This is a genomic window from Chloracidobacterium validum (genome assembly GCF_018304825.1).
GTDB lineage: Bacteria > Acidobacteriota > Blastocatellia > Chloracidobacteriales > Chloracidobacteriaceae > Chloracidobacterium > Chloracidobacterium validum.
The window spans coordinates 2,289,350-2,306,499 of record NZ_CP072648.1 but is presented as its reverse complement, the minus strand read 5'-3'; the positions used below and the strand labels follow the sequence as shown (position 1 = coordinate 2,306,499).

Here is a 17,150-nt window from a genome sequence, read left to right as displayed (position 1 = left end):
TGTGCTAGTCCGTTGGGTTTTGAAGACGCGCCAGACGCTCGACGGTCTTCGGTAACAGATCAATCACGCGCGCGATGTCTGACGGCGCGGTGGTATGACTCAAGCTGATGCGAATCGAGCCGCGTACCCGCTCCGGCGGCAGCCCCATCGCACGCAGGACGTGACTGGGTTCGGTTGAGCCGGACGAGCACGCTGAACCCGTTGAGATGGCGATGCCGGCCAGGTCGAGGGCAATCACGAGCCGATTCGCGTCGAGGCCGTCAAACGCCAGATTTGAAATGTTCGGCAAGCGCGGCGACGCGCCGCCATTGACCGCCATCCACGGCAGGCGCGCCTGGAGTTCGTGTTCCAGTGTATCACGCAGGTTTCGCACTTGCGCCATCTGGTCGAGGCGTTGCGCGGCAAGCTGGGCGGCGCAGCCGAGCGCCACGATGTTGGCGACGGCTTCCGTTCCGGCGCGGCGGTCACGTTCTTGGTGTCCGCCAAGTTGCTGGGGCGCCAGCCGGACGTGCTTGGCGACGTAGAGCGCGCCAATACCCTTGGGCGCATGGATTTTGTGACCGGACAGGGAGAGCAAATCCACGCCCAAGTCGCGGACGTTGACCGGAACCTTGCCCACGGCCTGCACGGCATCGGTATGAAAAAACAGTGTCTGACCACGCCGCCGGCGTTCGGCAACCAGCGCGCCGATTTCCGCGATTGGCTGGAGCGTTCCGACCTCGTTGTTGGCCAGCATGACCGTTACCAGCAAAGTTTCATCGGTCAGCGCCTGAGCCACCTCTGCGGCGCTCACGCGCCCGGCCAAGCTGACCGGTAGGTACGTCACCCGAAACCCAGCCGCCTCAAGCGCCTGGCAAGGTGCTAAGACAGCCGGATGCTCGAATGAGGTCGTGATGATGTGGTTGCGGCGGCTGGCGTCGCCGTAGGCTTCCGCCACGCCACGAATCGCCAAGTTGTTGGCTTCGGTGCCGCCGCTGAGGAAGGTGACTTCGGTTGGTTCCGCGCCGAACAGCGCTGCCACGTGCCGGCGGGATTGCTCGACTGCCGCGCGCGCGCGCTGCCCAAAGGCATGCACGGACGAGGCATTGCCAAACTGCTCGGTCAGATAGGGCAGAAACGCCGCCACGACCTCTGGTAAGACTGGCGTCGTGGCGGCATGGTCGAGATAAAGCCGTGGCGTCGTGGTCACTGGATAAAACTGTGGTCAACCGGCATAGCGCCGCAGTACGGCGTACAACCGCGCTGCTTCTTTCGGTCTGGGAAGCGTCCCTTCGACCACTTCCCGACTGGCGACCGTGCGTCCGTAAATGGCTTGGTTGGCGTCATCATCGACTTGGAGCGTTGCTCCTTCCAGGGAAAGTCCCGCAAACACCCCCTGTGAGCGGGAATAGCAGAGAATCTCGGCCTGCATCTTGAGGTCAGTTCCAGCTTTGAGATTGCGCCCAACCGGGCCGGCCGCCACGGAAGCATCCGCGCCAAGTTGGAACTTGTTTGAGGCGAGTTTTTCGATGCCACGCCGATTCATGACAAGTAAAATGATGTCACTGCTTTGACCACCAACTTGCAGTCCGAAGCTCCCACCGCCCAGCGTGACGAAGCCGGGCGGACCCCACTGACGATTGGGCTGGCGCACCACCATGAGACCGCGCCCAAACTGTCCGCCCACAATGAGCGCGCCTTTTTTGACGCCTGGAATAAAAACCAAACCTTCACACTTGCGTAAGAAGTCGGGCGAGATGCCTTGGTCGGGAGCGCGCATGACTTCGGTCAGGATTTCAGCCGAACGATCAAGCCGCTCACGAACTTTGCGGTCAATTTTAGAAACTGCCGCGCTGGCTGACACGCCTTCCAGTAGCAGCGGCGCGCCAGTCAGCAATCCGGCCAGCGCTGCGCAAAGCAATTTGTGCATTACCGAGTACCTCCCGTGAAATGTGTGCCTACAAACAGTTTGAAAGCGTTTTCGCCTATTCAATGTTGCAGGCCAAGCGAGCACCTGCGGGCAGGTGACGGTCGCTCAACCACCAAAAACTCTCAGAAGGTTACACTAGGCTTTCCACTTGACTCAACACCGGGGACGATGCCGTAACCGCAACTTAGACGAGGCAAAATACTTATGACGACAACCGCGCCTGCCAAACGCAACTGGAAGCAGACCCTTGAGCGCTTCTTCATGCTGGATTTACTCAAGGGGTTTGCTCTCACCTTCAAGTACACCAGAAAAGTGCTGACCGAATCCCGTGGAACAGGTGGTGACCCACTGCGTGGGGCCTACACGGAGTTCTACCCGGAAGAACGGCCCAAGGTGAGTGAGCGGTTTCGGGGTGCGCCACGCCTCAACCTTGATCCCGCGACCGGCGATACCCTGTGCATTGCGTGCAACCTGTGCGCCCTGGCCTGCCCGGAAAACTGCATCAATGTCGGGGCCGTGAACCGAGTCGTCATGGAAGATGGCAAGCCCAAGAAAAAGAAAGTCCTGGCGGCGTATGTCTACGACACGTCACGCTGTATGTTCTGCGACCTATGCGTTGAAGCCTGCCCGACAGACTGTATCGAGCTGACGCAGGAGTTTGAGCTGGCAAGCTACAACCGAGCCGGGATGGTCTGGGACCGTGAGCACTTGGAAAAGGGCCGTGAAATCGTTCGCTATGGCAAGCAACTCAACTAAGCTGGGGTGCTAACACCTGGCCTGCGGTCTCGATTGGAGTGGTTTTTGGGATGTGCGTGATGGCGCACATCCCAAAACTTTTGTGGCCTAACACTTTTCTGTTTGCCAGCTTTCGGTTGGCCGCGCACAATCAACTTGTAAGCTTTGACTGCTGTGCGGATGTCCGGTCTGCGATGCCTCCCCGTGCTTCTGCGTCCACGCCCCGTCTGGTTGTCATCACCGGCCTCAGCGGCTCTGGTAAACAGTCGGCGCTCAATGCTTTGGAAGATTTGGGCTACTTCGGGGTGGACAATCTCCCAGTCGCTCTCGTCCCGACCTTTGCCGAGTTATGCCGCCGCTCGGAAGGTGGCATTGCCCGGGCCGCCGTGGTTGTGGATGCCCGTGAGCCGGCCTTCGTCGCCGCCTTTCCGGCCGCTTATGCGCGGTTGCGTGAGCTGATTGGGGAAGTGCGTTTGCTTTTTTTCGAGGCGACGGACGACGTCCTCATGCGCCGTTACAGTGAGACGCGGCGGCCGCATCCACTGGATGCAGCGGGGCGGCAAACCCGTGGGTTACGGGCATCTATTCAGTCCGAGCGAACGCTGTTGATGCCGATTCGGGAACTGGCCGACCGCGTGATTGACACGTCCGCCCTGACCATTTACGACTTGCGGCGGCAACTTGGCGAGGCGATTGGGGCTGGGCGGGTCACGCGCATGCGCGTCCTGTTGCTTAGTTTTGGTTTCAAACATGGCTTGCCGACCGAAGCTGACTTGGTGCTAGATGTTCGCTTTCTCAAAAACCCGCATTACGTGCCTGATTTGCGTCCGCTGACCGGCAAGGATGCGGCAGTGACTGATTTCCTCCTGGCCGATGATGAGGTTGTGGAAACCCGAAACCGCTTTGCCGAGCTGCTGGCGTTTGTCGTGCCGCGCTATGCCCGCGATGGGCGGAGTTACTTGACCATTGCGATTGGGTGTACGGGTGGCAAGCACCGTTCGGTGATGATGGCCGAGGCCTTGGCAAAGGAAGTTCGCAAGTTGCGTTTTGCCGTGCGCGTCCGGCATCGGGACATTGCCAAGTAAGCGACTGCCGAGCCCGGTTTTCAGTGTCAATCCACCTGAAGGCAACGCCACATGAGAGTGACGTTTTTCGTCGTGGGCAAAACCAAATCGGCGCACTGGGACGCCCTTGCGCATGATTACGGCGAGCGCATTCGACGCTTCGTTCCAGGCAGCATCCAGGTCGTACGCGAGGCTGAGCCAGCATTGGCTGCCAATCCTGAACTTGCTCGCGCGCGCGAGGCCAAACATCTGCTGGCTGCGCTGCCGGCCAGCGCTTATGTCGTGCTGCTCGACGTGGCCGGGGAAGTCGTTTCATCCGAAGCCTTGGCCGAAAAAATGCGCAAGTGGCGCGACACCGGCGTCCGTGACCTCTGCTTTGTGACTGGCGGACACTGGGGGGTGACGGAAGCCGTACGGCAGCGCGCCGACTGGCGGTGGTCACTATCGAAGCTGACCTTTACCCATGAGATGGCGCGCGTTCTAGCCGCCGAGCAGGTCTATCGTGCGCTGGCGCGGTTGGCCAACGTGCCTTATGCAAAATGAAATGACCTAGCGTGACCGGTAAACAGGCGGCGTAGCTGGTCTTCAAGGGGGGCTGACCCATCGCCTACCACGACGGCGGACTTGCCTTCCCGAAAGGCAATGTGTCCCTGCGAGCCATCGCCGAGCAGGAAATGCAACGTGCCGTTGCGGGCATTATGGACAATATCCCGCAGCAGGTCGGTCAGCGTTTGTTGCTCGAGCGGGTTGGGCGCGACTTCGATGTCAGACGCCTGGGCCGCCTGACTGAGCAGCCAAGTGATTCGTTCAAGGAGTTCATTGAGTGAGAAAGGCTTGGCTAGGTAATCGTTGGCCCCCCGGGCAATCCCATCCAGCCGCTGCTCGATTTCCCCCAGCCCGCTCAGGAAGAGAAATGGGATGTGAGCCAAGCGGGGATCGAGCCGGACGAGGTCGCAAACGGACCATCCAGGCAGTCCGGGCAGGTTAATATCGCAGATAATGAGCTGAAAGGGTTGGCTGAGTTCAGCGTCCCGGAGCCGCACCATGGCTTCAATGCCATCGGAAACGGCTACTGTCGTATGACCTTGCTCCATCAACGCCTCACGGATGAAATCGCGGAGGGCAGCTTCATCTTCAACAATGAGGATATGCGCCATAGCTTGCTCGCTTTGGGGTTGGCTGCATGGTCAGCGAGCCGTTTAGTTTGAGACAGGGTGGTGACTGGTACAGGCAGCATAACATACTTGCTACGGTAGAGGGCCGACCTGAATCAACATCGAATGCCTCCCCTCGCTTGCGCACTGTGGCGTCAAGAGAACCGAATCCCGTTGGCTGCGGTAGAAAGCCGGCAGGCTGTCTTCCCAAGCTGAGATCGAAGGCAATTACTTGAGCAGGGTGTAGCCGCGACCGCCGCGTAGCAGTCCTCTAAATCCCCAACGGCTTTGGCGTAGAACCTACGCCCGCCGGTCAAGGTCTCCAATTCACGCAACTGCATCCGGGGCATGGCATAGCCCACCCACGCCCGCGGGCCATACCGCTCAACCGTCTGGGCTTCGGTGTCAAGGTAGATAGGAATCTGACCGAGCGGTTCATCGGCGGTTGACGAGGGTTTGGCGGACGTTGCTACACGCGGCTCGGCATGGATTCACGTTACGACTCCATAATTTTGTCGAAGCTGTTCTCCAAAGCCCACTGGCAAAATCCTGTGCGCAAAGGCATTTGGCATTCCCGTCTCTAATGCCCACTCGATATCATTCCACAAATCCAAAGTCGTTGGCTCCTGGCCGCCCAGCACACAAACTTCGAAGCTCCTTTCCCCCCAAATAGCCCACTTCTTCGAAGGAGGAAGCCACACGACCTTTTCAGAGTTCGCTAGGAGCGAATCGGCAGGACTCTCATCAGGGCAATGGTTAAGCAGCGCCCAGTAGTCTTCGCTGGACGCCACAATCGGTAACTCTGCCCAGTTGAAATAGCCGAACTCTTTTTTGTAGTAATTCAATGGATCAGGCTCAAGAACTGCAATCAGTATCGAAGCATCTCCGGAACTCTGACAAAGTGTTTGAACAGACGGCCAGAATTCAGCGGACATTGCCCAATCAAACTCCTCAAAGCGAAAGTAGCTCAGACTCTCGTTAAAAACCCTTTCTGGAAGAGACTTCCCGATGCAGAAGCAAGCTTCGACATCACGCTTGCGGATGGCAAACCGCTCAAAATCGTCTAAAAAAGCAACTCGTTTCATTAGGGCGCTCCTTGCTCAAGCCTGATTTTCAGATCAGCAGAAGTGCTGCCGGCCTTGTAAAAATCAGCCGTTGGTCCGCCAGTGGACTTCGCACCGTCCCGCAGAATGTATTTAGCTCCATCCTTCTCAAGGATAATGGCTTTGCCATCTTTGCTCAGAGATCGTGTAAAGCCAGAATCGATGAGATTCTTCTCAAACTGCGACTTGGTGACATCTGTTGCTCTATTTGCAACACGACTTCCTGCGCGGGTTACATCGTCATACAGTGATGATCCCCCCCTTGTGGCGCAGGTTGCAGCCTGACTCGCCTTGTCGGCTTTCTTGAGCCACTTTAGCAACCACTTTAGCGTGGTCGCCCCAACCCCAGCCACCGGGAGCATCGCCCACGCCGACAACCACGCCCCGGTCGTGTCGCCACGCGCGAGGCTGATCAGCGCGTTCACGCCATCAAGAAGAGCTTCGCCCTCTGATCCCAACCGTCCTGCTCTCTTTGCGGCATTGGAGGACTGCCCAACATCGCTGTATTCCCCATCGCCGGGCCGCTCAGCGGAAAAAGCAGCGCCAGCAGCAACAAAAACAGTCTCGTCATACGGTCAGGTCACATCTCCTCCCGTCGTAATTGCTTTCTGTTGTCTGGAATCCGAATCAGTTTCCCAAAGTCTGTTTTCCACATGTCCAGTTCGTACAAGTTTCCGTGCTGATCCAGATTCAGGGAAGCGACAACTTCGACTCCATCCTCATCTGTGAAGTGACAGGTGCTGGCACATTTCCCGATCTTTTTATCTCGATCATCAGAACCCTTTGGGAACAACCTCAAACTTCCCATCCCGCCATCATCCATGTCGGCAACTTTCAGACCTTCGAGGATTACTTCAGAGGCTTCAGAAAGGTCAGCTTCACCAACGAGGAACTCCAGAAGCATGAACTCTTTTGGCGATGGATTACGGAGCACCATGGATCCTCCCCACATTGATGGTTCCGTCCGGAAGTTTGAAAGCAGTATATTGGATTCGTTGACCACCAACTTCGATAATCTGATTGAACGCTTTTCCAGGAGTGATCTGCGAAGCAACTGTTTTGAGGTGACTTTGAACTCCAGACTGAACGACCATACGATCAAGACCGAGTGCGTCAGTGTGCCGAAAAGCATGTTGGACTTGGTTGGCGTTCTTGCCGAACTGAATCACTACATCATCCGCGGCACCGCCTACCGTCCTTGCGGCGCAGGTTGCAGCCTGACTCGCCTTGTCGGCTTTCTTGAGCCACTTTAGCCACCACTTTACCGCGGTCGCCCCGATCCCGAACCACGGAACCATCGCCCCCGCCGACAACCCCGCCCCGGTTATGTCGCCACGCGCGAGGCTGAGCCGTTCGCCCCGTCAAGAAGAGCTTCGCCCTCGCATCCCAACCGTCCTACTGTCTTTGCGGCATTGGAGGACTAATCCCATCGCTAGGCTGTGAGCGAAAAGAACAGTGTCAGCAGGCAAATCAAAAGCTGTGTCAGGGCTTCGGTCTTCTGGTTACCCACCCCTTTCTGGCTTCGTTCAAACTCAACTTGTTGGCGCCACCGGCGTAATCTGGCTCAGCCGACTGAACCGGGTCGTCTTCCCAGCCACACACTTCACAGATTTCATATTCACCCAGCGTGGTAAGCACTTGTGAACCGCAGCAAGGGCACGGCTTCAAATCGTAGTTCGTTTTGGCGGTGCTCATTGCTTGTTCCAGTAGTTGATCCCGTCAGCCGGACGAAACATGGTTCGCGGTGCGCCATCGGCGGCCTGCACGCTGTCGTTTGCAGGATTGTAAAAAAGCTTGTCTCCATTCGGCCTGACCTTTGGCAGAGTTCCGGCAGGCGGATCGTTGAAGAAGCTCTTCGCGCCTTCGACGTATTGCTTGGCATTTTGGAATTCAGGGAACTCCGCTCCATGCTTTTTCCAGTGCTCGAAGGCATTCTCGACTGCTGTTGTCGATTTCGTGGAAGTCCACAGTGGCGTCTTTGCGGCACAGGTTGCAGCCTGACTCGCCTTGTCGGCTTTCTTGAGCCACTTTAGCACCCACTTTACCGCGGTCACCCCGATCCCAGCCCCCGGGACCATCGCCCACGCCGACAACCACGCCTCACCAAACTCTTTCTTCGCAGGCGACAGCGCATACCTGCCGGCGTGTCAAACCAGCGACCGCTCTATTCCGCCCCATCAGCCGGCAGTCTGACGAAGTGTTCATCAGTGGTTGACATGGGTTTGGCGTTCGTCGCCACATGCAATAGCGGGGCGATGGGGATTTCACGTCGTGGCATCCGGAGCAAGAACGATCCGCAACATCTCCTTGTCATCCGAATCAAAGTTCTCCTTTAAGTGGATGTGGAAGCCGGGCTTGTAAGCTCCAATGGCGAGCTTTGCGAAGATTTCAGCAAGAACGTGGCAGGCACTTTTGTTGACATACAACACGGGAGTTTGATCCTCGATTACAAGCTTAGCTTTGTCAGTTGGATAACCGGAAATCTCATACGTTATCTGGGTAGGGCCCTGGTCTTCAAACTCACATTCAAACCGTAGCTTTGTTTCCATAAATCACTCCGTGATGTGAATATTCTTGGTGACTTTTTTGGAACCAACCTGTCTGACGGTTTCTATGTTGGCATGCCGGACCGGTGGTCCACCAGGAGTCAAAGGATGGGTCTCGATACGAAGGTTCACGCGCCCCTGTTGACCAAAATCCAGTGTAACGTTGCCCTCCTGATTCGTGGTCTTGGGATTCAGCTTAACCTTGGCGCCTGACTGATCGATCTGCCGAACTAGATCATCAACCTTTGACCCTCCCGCCTTTACGGCGCAGGTTGCAGCCTGACTCGCCTTGTCGGCTTTCTTGAGCCACTTTAGCACGGTCGCCCCGATCCCGAGCCACGGGACCATCGCCCCAGCCGAGAACCCCGCCCCGGCTATGTCGCCACGCAGGAGGCTGATCAGCGCGTTCACCGCGTCAAACGGTTCCCCGACCGCCGGAACCATACCACAAATGTCTAACCCCGTCTGCAACCAATCCAGATTCCGATTCGGATCAGAAAACCAGCCCCCATCACTGCCTCCAGCCACAACCCCAATGTCGGCTTCCACAAACAGCCTCGTTTCATGACTAAATGCCGCCCCATACCAAATGAAATGGCTATTGAGGTTTCCGTACACCGTCATGGAATCGACGATGAACAAGCTATGCAACCCCAGTGGGTCCATGGCGTTGACGGGGTCATTGTTCACATAGGCATACCGATTCCAGCTCTGCGGATGCCCAACCTCCGCGCTCCCAAGGTACGGGTCAGGCCTCGTCCACCGCCCTTGCCGACTATCCAGCTTCCGGTACAGCGTGTGGTCGTACCCGCTCGCCATATCCCGCTCGTGACCCGTGTACCGGTGCGTCGTACTCGTCGGCGCATACCCTTGCGCCGCACTCCGCCCACCCTGCGTTACCAACTCCTCCCCAAACGGCGCATAATCCAGTCGCCGCGTCCCGCCAAAATGCCCGCTCCCGTCCACGACCGCCCGCGTACTCCCCACCACATCGCTCACACGCCACACCACCTCACTCCCACGCGCTTCCACCACCACTTCCCCAAACCGATACCCGTACTCCACACGCGGCGCGCTCGCCCCACTCACCCCACCTCCATACTCCGCCAACACTTCGCCCCCAATCCCATACACATACCTCGTCTCCCCACTCCCCTCCAGCCGCACCCGTACCCGCCTGCCATACGCATCGTAGCTGCTCCTTTCCCACACCCCACCACTAACCTGCGCTGCCACCACCCGCCCCTCGGCGTCATACTCCCGCTGTCCATCCCCAACCCCGCCCCGGGTGTACGTGTCCCGCACCAACTGCCCAGCCCCGTCGTACACCATCTCCCCAGCCTCGCCCGCCGGAACCCCAAGCCGGTTCGTCTGTGCGTCCACCACGTACGCCTTCCCACTCAGACCCCAACTCCCAGTCCCCACCGTCCGGTTCCCATACCGGTCGTACTCGTTCTCCTGCACATACTGCCCCCGCTGGTTTGTCTCCACCGGCGCCCACCACGGCCCACTCAACTGATGCGCATCGCCCTCCACCCGCTTCAGCCGCCCAAGCCGATCATACGTGTACTGCTCCCGATAGACCTCCGACACCGCCGCCGCCTCGTCCAGCGGCACAAACGTCCGGTGGCTCGTTGCTTGCCCAGCCACCGACCAACTCCACTGCCACGCCCCCTGATTCCGTCCCCACGCCGCATCCTCGCTCCCTACCCGCAGGTCCACCAACCGCCCCAGCGCGTCGTAGCGGTAATTCCGCCACTGCACCGTCCCCGTCCCCAGCGCCTCCCGCGTCACCGCCTGCCGCGCCGTGTACTGAAGCCCGCTCACATACGTCCGACTCACGCCCCCCAGCGTCCCTTCCACATGCGCCACCCGCCCCACACTGTCATACCCCGTCGTCACCACCCGGCCGCTCGGATACGTCTCACTCACCACCTGCCCACCTACGTTGTAGCTCCGCCCCACCCGATACTCATTCTCATAATCCCAATCTGTCCCAGCCGCGTTCTTGTACCGCTGCACCTGACTCGTCACCCGCCCTACCGCGTCGTAGCTCTCCACCGCCAGCCACATCTGCTGATCTGGATGCCCGCCCTCCGTCACCGCCCACATCAGCCGCCCACGCCCGTTCGCCGGTGGCGTCGCCCCGCCTACCGGCGCGTCCCCATACACAAACCGCTTTGCCGGCGTCCCGTCGCTGTACCCAATCTGCACCACCCGATTCAGCCCGTCATAGCTGTAGCTCGTCGTCACCCCGCGCCCATCCACCCGGCTCACCACCAGACCCCGCTGGTCATAGCTCGTTACCTCGGACCACTGCCCATTCCCCGTCTGCGCATCACTGAAACCGTGCGGCGCACTCATCTCCGGATGCCTCGCATGCGTCATCCGCCCAATCCCGTCATACCGAAAATACCGCCGCTGTACCCCCTGCTCCACCGCCACCAGATGCCCCAGCACGTCGTAGCGATACTCGGTCTGCTGCCCCGTAAACGCTCCACTCACCGCATCCGGCTCTTCTACCACCACGACCCGCCCCAGCGCGTCCGTCGCCCATCGCCGTGACCGCTGCACCCCATCCGTCACCGTCGTCCACCGCCCCGCATAATCCAGCCGCACCGTCCCCCCGTCTGGCGCCTGCGTCACGCGCGCCCGACTCAGGTTGTCGTACACCGTCACCGTCGTCCACTGATTTGCCTTCCCAACCTGCGCCGCCCACGTCTCTGTGTAGTACGGCGCATCCTCTCGCCACCACCGCCCAAGCCCATCGTACTCCACATCCTCCACCAGCCACCCATCCGGCGTATGTGTCGCCGTCCGCACCGCACCCCCACGTCCGTCCGTCAACCTCAGCGTGAGCACAAACTGTCCGCTCGCAACCTTCCGCTCCACCTGCCCCAGCAGCACCGCGCGCCCCGCATACTCCCACACATGGGCATCGTAATACGTCGCCCGCACCTCGCCCCCATCCGCCCACAGCGTCCGCAGCCACCGCAGCGATACCGCCTGATACGCATACTGCGTCACCTGTCCGTTGGCATCCGTCTCGCTCACCACCAGCCCACTCGCCAAGTCGTACGCCCGCTGCGTCTCCAATTGCCCAACGGCACCCCGCTTCACCGTCGTCGCGTACGTGTACTTCGTCCCCTCCCCATACACCGCCTCCACCTGCCGACAGCACCCAACCGACTGCACCCGTACATTCCCGGCCACGTCATAACTCGCCGTTGTCACCTCATCGTTTTCGCTCACCAGCCCAGGCCGCGCCCGCCGGGTCACCCGTGTCACATTCCCGCGCTTGGCCGTTGCAGCCACATACCCCGGGTGATAAGGGTTGTAGTCCACCCGGTGCTGCATCCCCTCGATTCCAGGGCAAGCCACCAACGCCCCTTCGTCGTACGTCCACTCTGTCCGTGCCACGTGCCGCCCTGTTGCCCCGTCAAACACATCCACCTGACTCGGTAAGCGCACCAACTGCCGCCCCGTGTACCCGCTGTCCGTCACGTAACTCGTCGCCGTCCGGCGCAGCAACTCGCCCCCATATCCGTACTCCCGCACCTCCGTCACGGTGTTGAACGCCCCGTACGCATACGCCACCCGCCGCCATTCCAGCACCCCGTTGCTTTCCCCAGTCTCCGTCCCAACCTGCACCTCCGTGACCCGCGGATTGCCCTCCACCACTTCCCACGTGGTTCGCGTTTCCGTCCGGGACACCCCACCCGTCAGTACCCGCTGCCGCTCCACATACCCCGTCCCAACGTTCTGCCATGTCTCCAGCATCGCCCCATCCGGCTGTGTCACCTGCGTCACCCGGTACAGTCGCCCACCATCCCACTGCTCACGTTCCGCATACTGCGTTGTCACCACCCCGTTCGCTCCAGCCGCCCGTCCAATCCAGTTCTCCGTCCGTGCCGTGTACTTCGGCATCCCGCTCAACCCAGCCGCCGCCTGCGGGTAGTTGTAGGCCGTCCACGCTACCTCCGTCCCACTCGCGACCGGCGCGTTCACATTCACCCCAATCACGTTCCGCACCCGCCACACCTGCCCGTAGGCGGTGTAGGCATACTGCTGCCCGCGATACGTCCCAGCCTGCCCATCGGTCGGGGTTAGTACCGCCCGCAGCACCCGTACCGTCGCCGGATGCCGTACCGTCCGCCCAGCCGCAAACAAACCGCTCCCAAACGTCAGTGGTTCGTACGCCAACCGCGCCACTTCCCGCTGTCCAGCGCCCCCAAAGTCCGGCGCGAGTATCCGCCACAGACACCCATGCTCGTCATATTCAAACACCACGTACCGCTGCAGCCCGTCCACGATGTATGCCAGTCGCGGCCCGGCGTTGTTGACATACCCAACGTTGAGGTAGTTCCCGTGCCGATCCGCCACCCCGGTTACATACAGCCGATCCCCAGCCCGCGCGCCAAGCCCAAGTTCCACCCCGCTCGTGCTCTGCACCACCGCCGAGGTAATTTGCCCATCACCACTCCGGGCATACACCACCACCCGGTCAAAGCTCCCATCCTGGGCCGCCCACACCTCCGCGCTCCCATCCGTCCGCTCAAACCGAAACCCCCGCCGTGTCCCGCTCCCCGTCACCTGCACCAACTGCGCCCCTTTGTCTTCGACGTGACCGTACCCAAGCCGAAACCCAGGCGCGGGGTAGGCCACGTCCGGATCGTACGTCAGTACCGACGTCAGTACCGACCCGCTCCATTCGTCCGTCGCCGCCCACACGGCACTGTTGTAGCTGAGCCCAACCGCCAGGCTGACGTCTCCCCGCCCAGGCAACTCCACCAGCGGCATCCCAAACGCATAGTTGGCGTTCCCGTTGGTTTCCGCGCTCCCGGTCGCGGACCGCCCGCCTCCCGGCACCACCCGCCCCACCGGAGTCCCGACCGTGTTGCGCGCCTCAAATAACTGTCCCGTCACCTCGTCCGGCAGCGGATCATCCGGGCTGTACTGCCACCCACCACCCTGCCCCGTCGTCAGCTTCCTGACCAACCCTAAACTACTGCCCTCTGTCCCACCGACCGCCGACCGCTCGCCAGCCCACGGCTCACGCCGCCACACGGCCGGCACCACCCGCCCCGACCGCTTCAACCACGCCACCGGCTCGCCCATCCGCCGCCCACCGCGCTCCACTATCACCGTCACCGTCACCGTCACCGTCCCAACCTGCCCGGTCACTTCCGCCCGACCAGGCGCACGCATCTCCGCCAACCCCTGTGCTGTGACCCGCACCACCGTCGCGTCTGACGACCGCCACACCGGGGCCAACCCGTTCACGACGCCCCCAGCCGCATCGCGCGGCACGGCGGTGAACCACTCCCGCGCGCCAACCACCGTCGTCAGCATCGCGCCCACCTGTCCAACGCCAATCACGCCCCGCGCATACGGCACATCCAGCGCCTGCACCCGCGCCAGCAACTCCGCCCGGCTTGGCGTCGGATGCATCGGCGCAGCCTGCATCGGCGGCGTCGAGGGCAGGTTGAGCGGGACGCCCCGGTACGGGTAGCGCAGGTCATCGGGGCGAACCCCACCCCTCCCCTGGGCCAGGACGCCCACCGGCAGACTGCCCATCACCAGCAGCCCGCTCAGGACGCCGCACAGCAGCCGGAAACTCCACAGACGCAGACCCCGCAGGCGCGCCGCGCATTGACCAAGGCTTTGGAGTGACATGACAAGCTGTGCCGCGATGGGCGCACCAGCGATAAGGAAACCGTGGACAATCGGTGTGACGGCGTGACGCAGCATAAAAACTCCCGCTTCCTGACCAGTGCGCCGTTGCCTCACCTTGCGCCTGAGAGGCCCTCCGGTGTAACCGCTGGAACACCGCACTGGGTCTTGATTGAGTTGTGGTTGCATAGTGACAGCGCCGCAACTATTGCCGATAAAGTGTCGTATGGTAAGCTTATTTTGTTGTAAAAAAGCAATAGTTATCAGGAAATATCAGTAGGCATTCCTAAGCCCCAACCTCCACGGGCAGCTCCTTGCCGGACTGCTCCCTGGCGACCCCAGCCCCCCTCACGCTGGCACGGACACAACCCCAACGACGCTCCGTGCCAGTGGCTACCGCGCCAACAAAAAGCTGGTAGCAGTTACCTCGCCGTTGGGTTCTCCGCCACAGACACCGAGTCCTTGTCGCCAGGCACTTACCTGTCTGACGCTAGAGAAAACACGGCGCGCAGACCGCCAGCGATCTGCTTTCGGTGCGTCAATATCGGGCGGCTGTATCGGGCGGCCAAGTCCGTGTAAGCCTCGGCGCTGAGGAGTCCTAGTTGTCGAAGGGCTGCCAGCATGACCGTGTTACGCGCCCGAAAACTGTCTCCATCCTCAACCTTGACCGCAATCCCAAGGGCTTCCGGGAAACGGTCACAAGGCGGCACGGCAACAACATGCACACCTTCCGCCCCAACTTTCGACAACAGTTTCCCTTGTGCGGCGCGCATCAAGTCGGTGTCAATCCGCTCCGTGCCGCCAACCAGTTCGGGATGCGCCAGCATCGCTTCGGCAACCCGGCGGCTTTCTTCTGGATAGGGTGAATGGGCAAAGAGCCGAGCATAACCGACTGCCATGGCCCGCAGTGGGACAGCCCAAGTGGGTATTGTGCAGCCGTCCAGCCCGGCCGGCATCGCTGTGGCAGCAACGTCACACATAGCCGCAATCACCTGGGCAATAGCTGTCTGCAGGGGATGGTCGGACTGGTCGTAATCGCTCGTCGAGAAACCGGCCGCCAGACAGCCAGCGAGCAGACCAGCATGCTTGCCAGAGCAGTTGTTGTGTAGGACGGTGGGTGGCGTCCCTTCCAACCGGCGGGCTGCCGCCTGATTGAACGGTGGGTGAATGCCGCACCGCAGCATCGCAGGTGTCAGCCCCAAGCGGTCAAGCAGACCGGCAACCGTCGTAACATGCTCCGGCTCACCGTTGTGTGAGGCCGTGATGATGGCCAGTTCCTGGTCGGTGATGGTAAAGCGTTCGAGCGCCCCGGTACGGATGACGGCAATGGCCTGGAAGGGCTTGGCGGCCGAACGAAGAAAGCAAATCCAGTCCGGGTCGCCAACGGCGGCAACCGTCCGCCCCGTAGCCGTCGCGACGGCAATCGCCCCACGGTGGCGCGACTCCACAACGGCACCACGCCGAACCTCGACCAAAACCGGAACGGAAGACGGGTCAGCTTCGCTCATGCGCTTGGCGGCGTACGGTTGGCAACGATTCGCCCAACGAGATCATAGGTGTGGGTGGCAGTAATTTCGACCTGGACCAAATCGCCTGGCTGTGGAGATGGCATGTCGGCCGGAGCATCCGTGATCAGGACTCTTCCATCAATGCCTGGCGCTTGCGTCGCCAGACGTCCCTGCCAGATGAGATCGCTGTCCTCGGACGGCCCTTCAAACAGAACATCAACGACTTGCCGTTTGAATCGCTTGAGCCGCTGCTTGGAAATGCGCGCCTGGAGCCGCATGAGCTTCGCTCGGCGCGCTTCCGCCGTCCGGGCCGGGACCTTGTCGGGCAAGTCGAAGGCCGGCGTGCCTTCTTCGTCCGAATAGACGAATGCCCCGACCCAGTCGAAACTTTGGGACGCGCAGAAATCCAGCAAAACGTCAAAGTCGGCTTGCGTTTCGCCTGGGTAGCCAACGATGAACGTTGTCCGCAGCGCGACGCCCGGAACCCGCTCGCGGATACGGGCGATGAGCTTTTCCATAAACTCACGTGACCCGGGCCGCCGCATGGCATGCAGCATGCGTGTGGCGGCGTGCTGGAGCGGCATGTCTATGTACCGGCACAGCTTGGGTTCGCTTGCCAGCACGTCGAGCAGGGCATCACTGATGCGGGTCGGGTAGGCATACAGAAAGCGAATCCAGGTGATGCCCTGGACTTGCGCCAAGGCGCGCAGCAAGGTGGCCAACCCATGCTTCAGGCCCAAATCTTCACCATAGCTCGTCGTATCCTGCCCGATCAGGATGATTTCACGGACGCCCTCGGCTGCCAGGCGTTCGACTTCGGCCAGAATCGAGCCAACGCGCCGACTCCGCAGGTTGCCGCGCATCTGCGGAATCGAACAAAACGCGCAGGGATGGTCGCAGCCTTCAGCAATTTTGACATAGGCGTAGTGCCTGGGCGTGGTGCGAATCCGTGGGGTTGTTTCGCTGTAAAGGTAGTCAGCGTCGGGACGAGTGCGTTCACGCGCCGGAATACCACCACGCGGTCGCAGCGCTACCGGGTGCGGGGCAATCGTCGTCCCCGGACTGCGCAGGAGGCGCGGAAGTTGCTCCAGTTCATTCGTGCCGATGAAGGCATCAACTTCGGGCAGTTCGGTGCGCAGCTCATCGCGGTAGCGTTCGACGAGACAGCCAGCGACAATCAAACGTCTTCCCGGTTGGGCGGCCTTGAGGGCTGCCATCTCAAGAATCGTCTCGATGGATTCTTGCTTGGCCGCCTCAATGAACCCGCAGGTGTTGACGACGATCACATCCGCGTCGCCGGCGGTGTCGGTGATAGCGTAGCCAGCCTGCGCCGCCAGACCAAGCATCACTTCACTGTCAACGAGATTCTTAGGGCAACCAAGGCTAACCATGCCAAGGCTGGGTTGATGGGCGGTCATGCCGTACGCTGTCTCCGATCACCGAAAGTTGAGTCAAAGC

16 protein-coding genes are annotated in these 17,150 nt (G+C 60.7%); 4 read left to right on the top strand and 12 right to left on the bottom strand.

Annotated elements, in window-relative coordinates:
• Positions 1-4: 4 nt before the first annotated feature.
• Positions 5-1,189 (bottom strand): cysteine desulfurase family protein, encoded by a 1,185-nt coding sequence (locus J8C06_RS09680; RefSeq protein WP_211428496.1) that lies wholly within the window; start codon positions 1,187-1,189, stop codon positions 5-7.
• Between the two features lie 15 nt (positions 1,190-1,204).
• Positions 1,205-1,909 carry a lipid-binding SYLF domain-containing protein gene (locus tag J8C06_RS09675; RefSeq protein WP_246602026.1) on the bottom strand — a complete coding sequence of 235 codons (705 nt, stop codon included), beginning with the start codon at positions 1,907-1,909 and terminating at the stop codon, positions 1,205-1,207.
• A 204-nt stretch (positions 1,910-2,113) separates the two neighbouring features.
• Here J8C06_RS09675 and J8C06_RS09670 point away from each other — a divergent pair, with 204 nt between their 5' ends.
• The 3 genes from J8C06_RS09670 (at position 2,114) to J8C06_RS09660 (ending at position 4,251) form a co-directional block, all read left to right on the top strand.
• Positions 2,114-2,665 (top strand): NuoI/complex I 23 kDa subunit family protein, encoded by a 552-nt coding sequence (locus J8C06_RS09670; RefSeq protein ID WP_211428495.1) that lies wholly within the window; start codon positions 2,114-2,116, stop codon positions 2,663-2,665.
• Between the two features lie 173 nt (positions 2,666-2,838).
• A complete protein-coding gene (gene rapZ / locus J8C06_RS09665) occupies positions 2,839-3,729 on the top strand; it encodes an RNase adapter RapZ (protein ID WP_211428494.1) in 891 nt (296 codons plus the stop codon).
• 51 nt (positions 3,730-3,780) lie between these two features.
• On the top strand, positions 3,781-4,251 hold the full coding sequence (locus tag J8C06_RS09660) for a 23S rRNA (pseudouridine(1915)-N(3))-methyltransferase RlmH (protein ID WP_211428493.1): 471 nt from the start codon (positions 3,781-3,783) through the stop codon (positions 4,249-4,251).
• On the opposite strand, the gene J8C06_RS09655 is transcribed toward J8C06_RS09660, so the two are convergent.
• The 4 genes from J8C06_RS09655 to J8C06_RS09640 all read right to left on the bottom strand — a co-directional run bounded on the left by J8C06_RS09655 (position 4,239) and on the right by J8C06_RS09640 (position 6,902).
• Positions 4,239-4,865 (bottom strand): response regulator transcription factor, encoded by a 627-nt coding sequence (locus J8C06_RS09655; RefSeq protein ID WP_211428492.1) that lies wholly within the window; start codon positions 4,863-4,865, stop codon positions 4,239-4,241. The genes J8C06_RS09660 and J8C06_RS09655 overlap by 13 nt on opposite strands.
• A 488-nt stretch (positions 4,866-5,353) precedes the next feature.
• Positions 5,354-5,947, bottom strand: coding sequence for a hypothetical protein (locus J8C06_RS09650; protein WP_211428491.1), 594 nt, complete (start codon positions 5,945-5,947; stop codon positions 5,354-5,356).
• Positions 5,947-6,423, bottom strand: coding sequence for a hypothetical protein (locus tag J8C06_RS09645; protein WP_211428490.1), 477 nt, complete (start codon positions 6,421-6,423; stop codon positions 5,947-5,949). Before J8C06_RS09645 ends, J8C06_RS09650 begins: the two co-directional genes overlap by 1 nt.
• A 122-nt stretch (positions 6,424-6,545) precedes the next feature.
• Entirely contained in the window at positions 6,546-6,902 is a 357-nt protein-coding gene (locus J8C06_RS09640; RefSeq protein ID WP_246602025.1) for a DUF6984 family protein, read from the bottom strand.
• Between J8C06_RS09640 and J8C06_RS09635 the strand changes: the two genes are divergently transcribed.
• Positions 6,901-7,218, top strand: a complete 318-nt coding sequence (locus tag J8C06_RS09635) for a hypothetical protein (protein WP_211428489.1) — start codon at positions 6,901-6,903, stop codon at positions 7,216-7,218. The two genes, J8C06_RS09640 and J8C06_RS09635, sit on opposite strands and share 2 nt — an antisense overlap.
• A 229-nt stretch (positions 7,219-7,447) precedes the next feature.
• Here the strand turns inward: J8C06_RS09635 and J8C06_RS09630 are convergent, their stop codons facing one another.
• From J8C06_RS09630 to rimO, 6 genes are all read right to left on the bottom strand, one after another.
• A complete protein-coding gene (locus J8C06_RS09630) occupies positions 7,448-7,660 on the bottom strand; it encodes a CPCC family cysteine-rich protein (RefSeq protein ID WP_211428488.1) in 213 nt (70 codons plus the stop codon).
• Positions 7,657-8,001: a hypothetical protein gene (locus tag J8C06_RS09625; protein ID WP_211428487.1), complete on the bottom strand. Its 345-nt coding sequence runs from the start codon at positions 7,999-8,001 to the stop codon at positions 7,657-7,659. Before J8C06_RS09625 ends, J8C06_RS09630 begins: the two co-directional genes overlap by 4 nt.
• Before the next feature lie 228 nt (positions 8,002-8,229).
• Positions 8,230-8,514 carry a hypothetical protein gene (locus tag J8C06_RS09620; protein ID WP_211428486.1) on the bottom strand — a complete coding sequence of 95 codons (285 nt, stop codon included), beginning with the start codon at positions 8,512-8,514 and terminating at the stop codon, positions 8,230-8,232.
• A 3-nt stretch (positions 8,515-8,517) separates the two neighbouring features.
• Positions 8,518-14,262, bottom strand: coding sequence for an RHS repeat protein (locus J8C06_RS09615; protein WP_211428485.1), 5,745 nt, complete (start codon positions 14,260-14,262; stop codon positions 8,518-8,520).
• Between the two features lie 398 nt (positions 14,263-14,660).
• Entirely contained in the window at positions 14,661-15,692 is a 1,032-nt protein-coding gene (locus J8C06_RS09610) for an asparaginase (protein WP_211428484.1), read from the bottom strand.
• On the bottom strand, positions 15,689-17,110 hold the full coding sequence (gene rimO / locus J8C06_RS09605; protein WP_211428483.1) for a 30S ribosomal protein S12 methylthiotransferase RimO: 1,422 nt from the start codon (positions 17,108-17,110) through the stop codon (positions 15,689-15,691). Before rimO ends, J8C06_RS09610 begins: the two co-directional genes overlap by 4 nt.
• Positions 17,111-17,150: the final 40 nt, after the last annotated feature.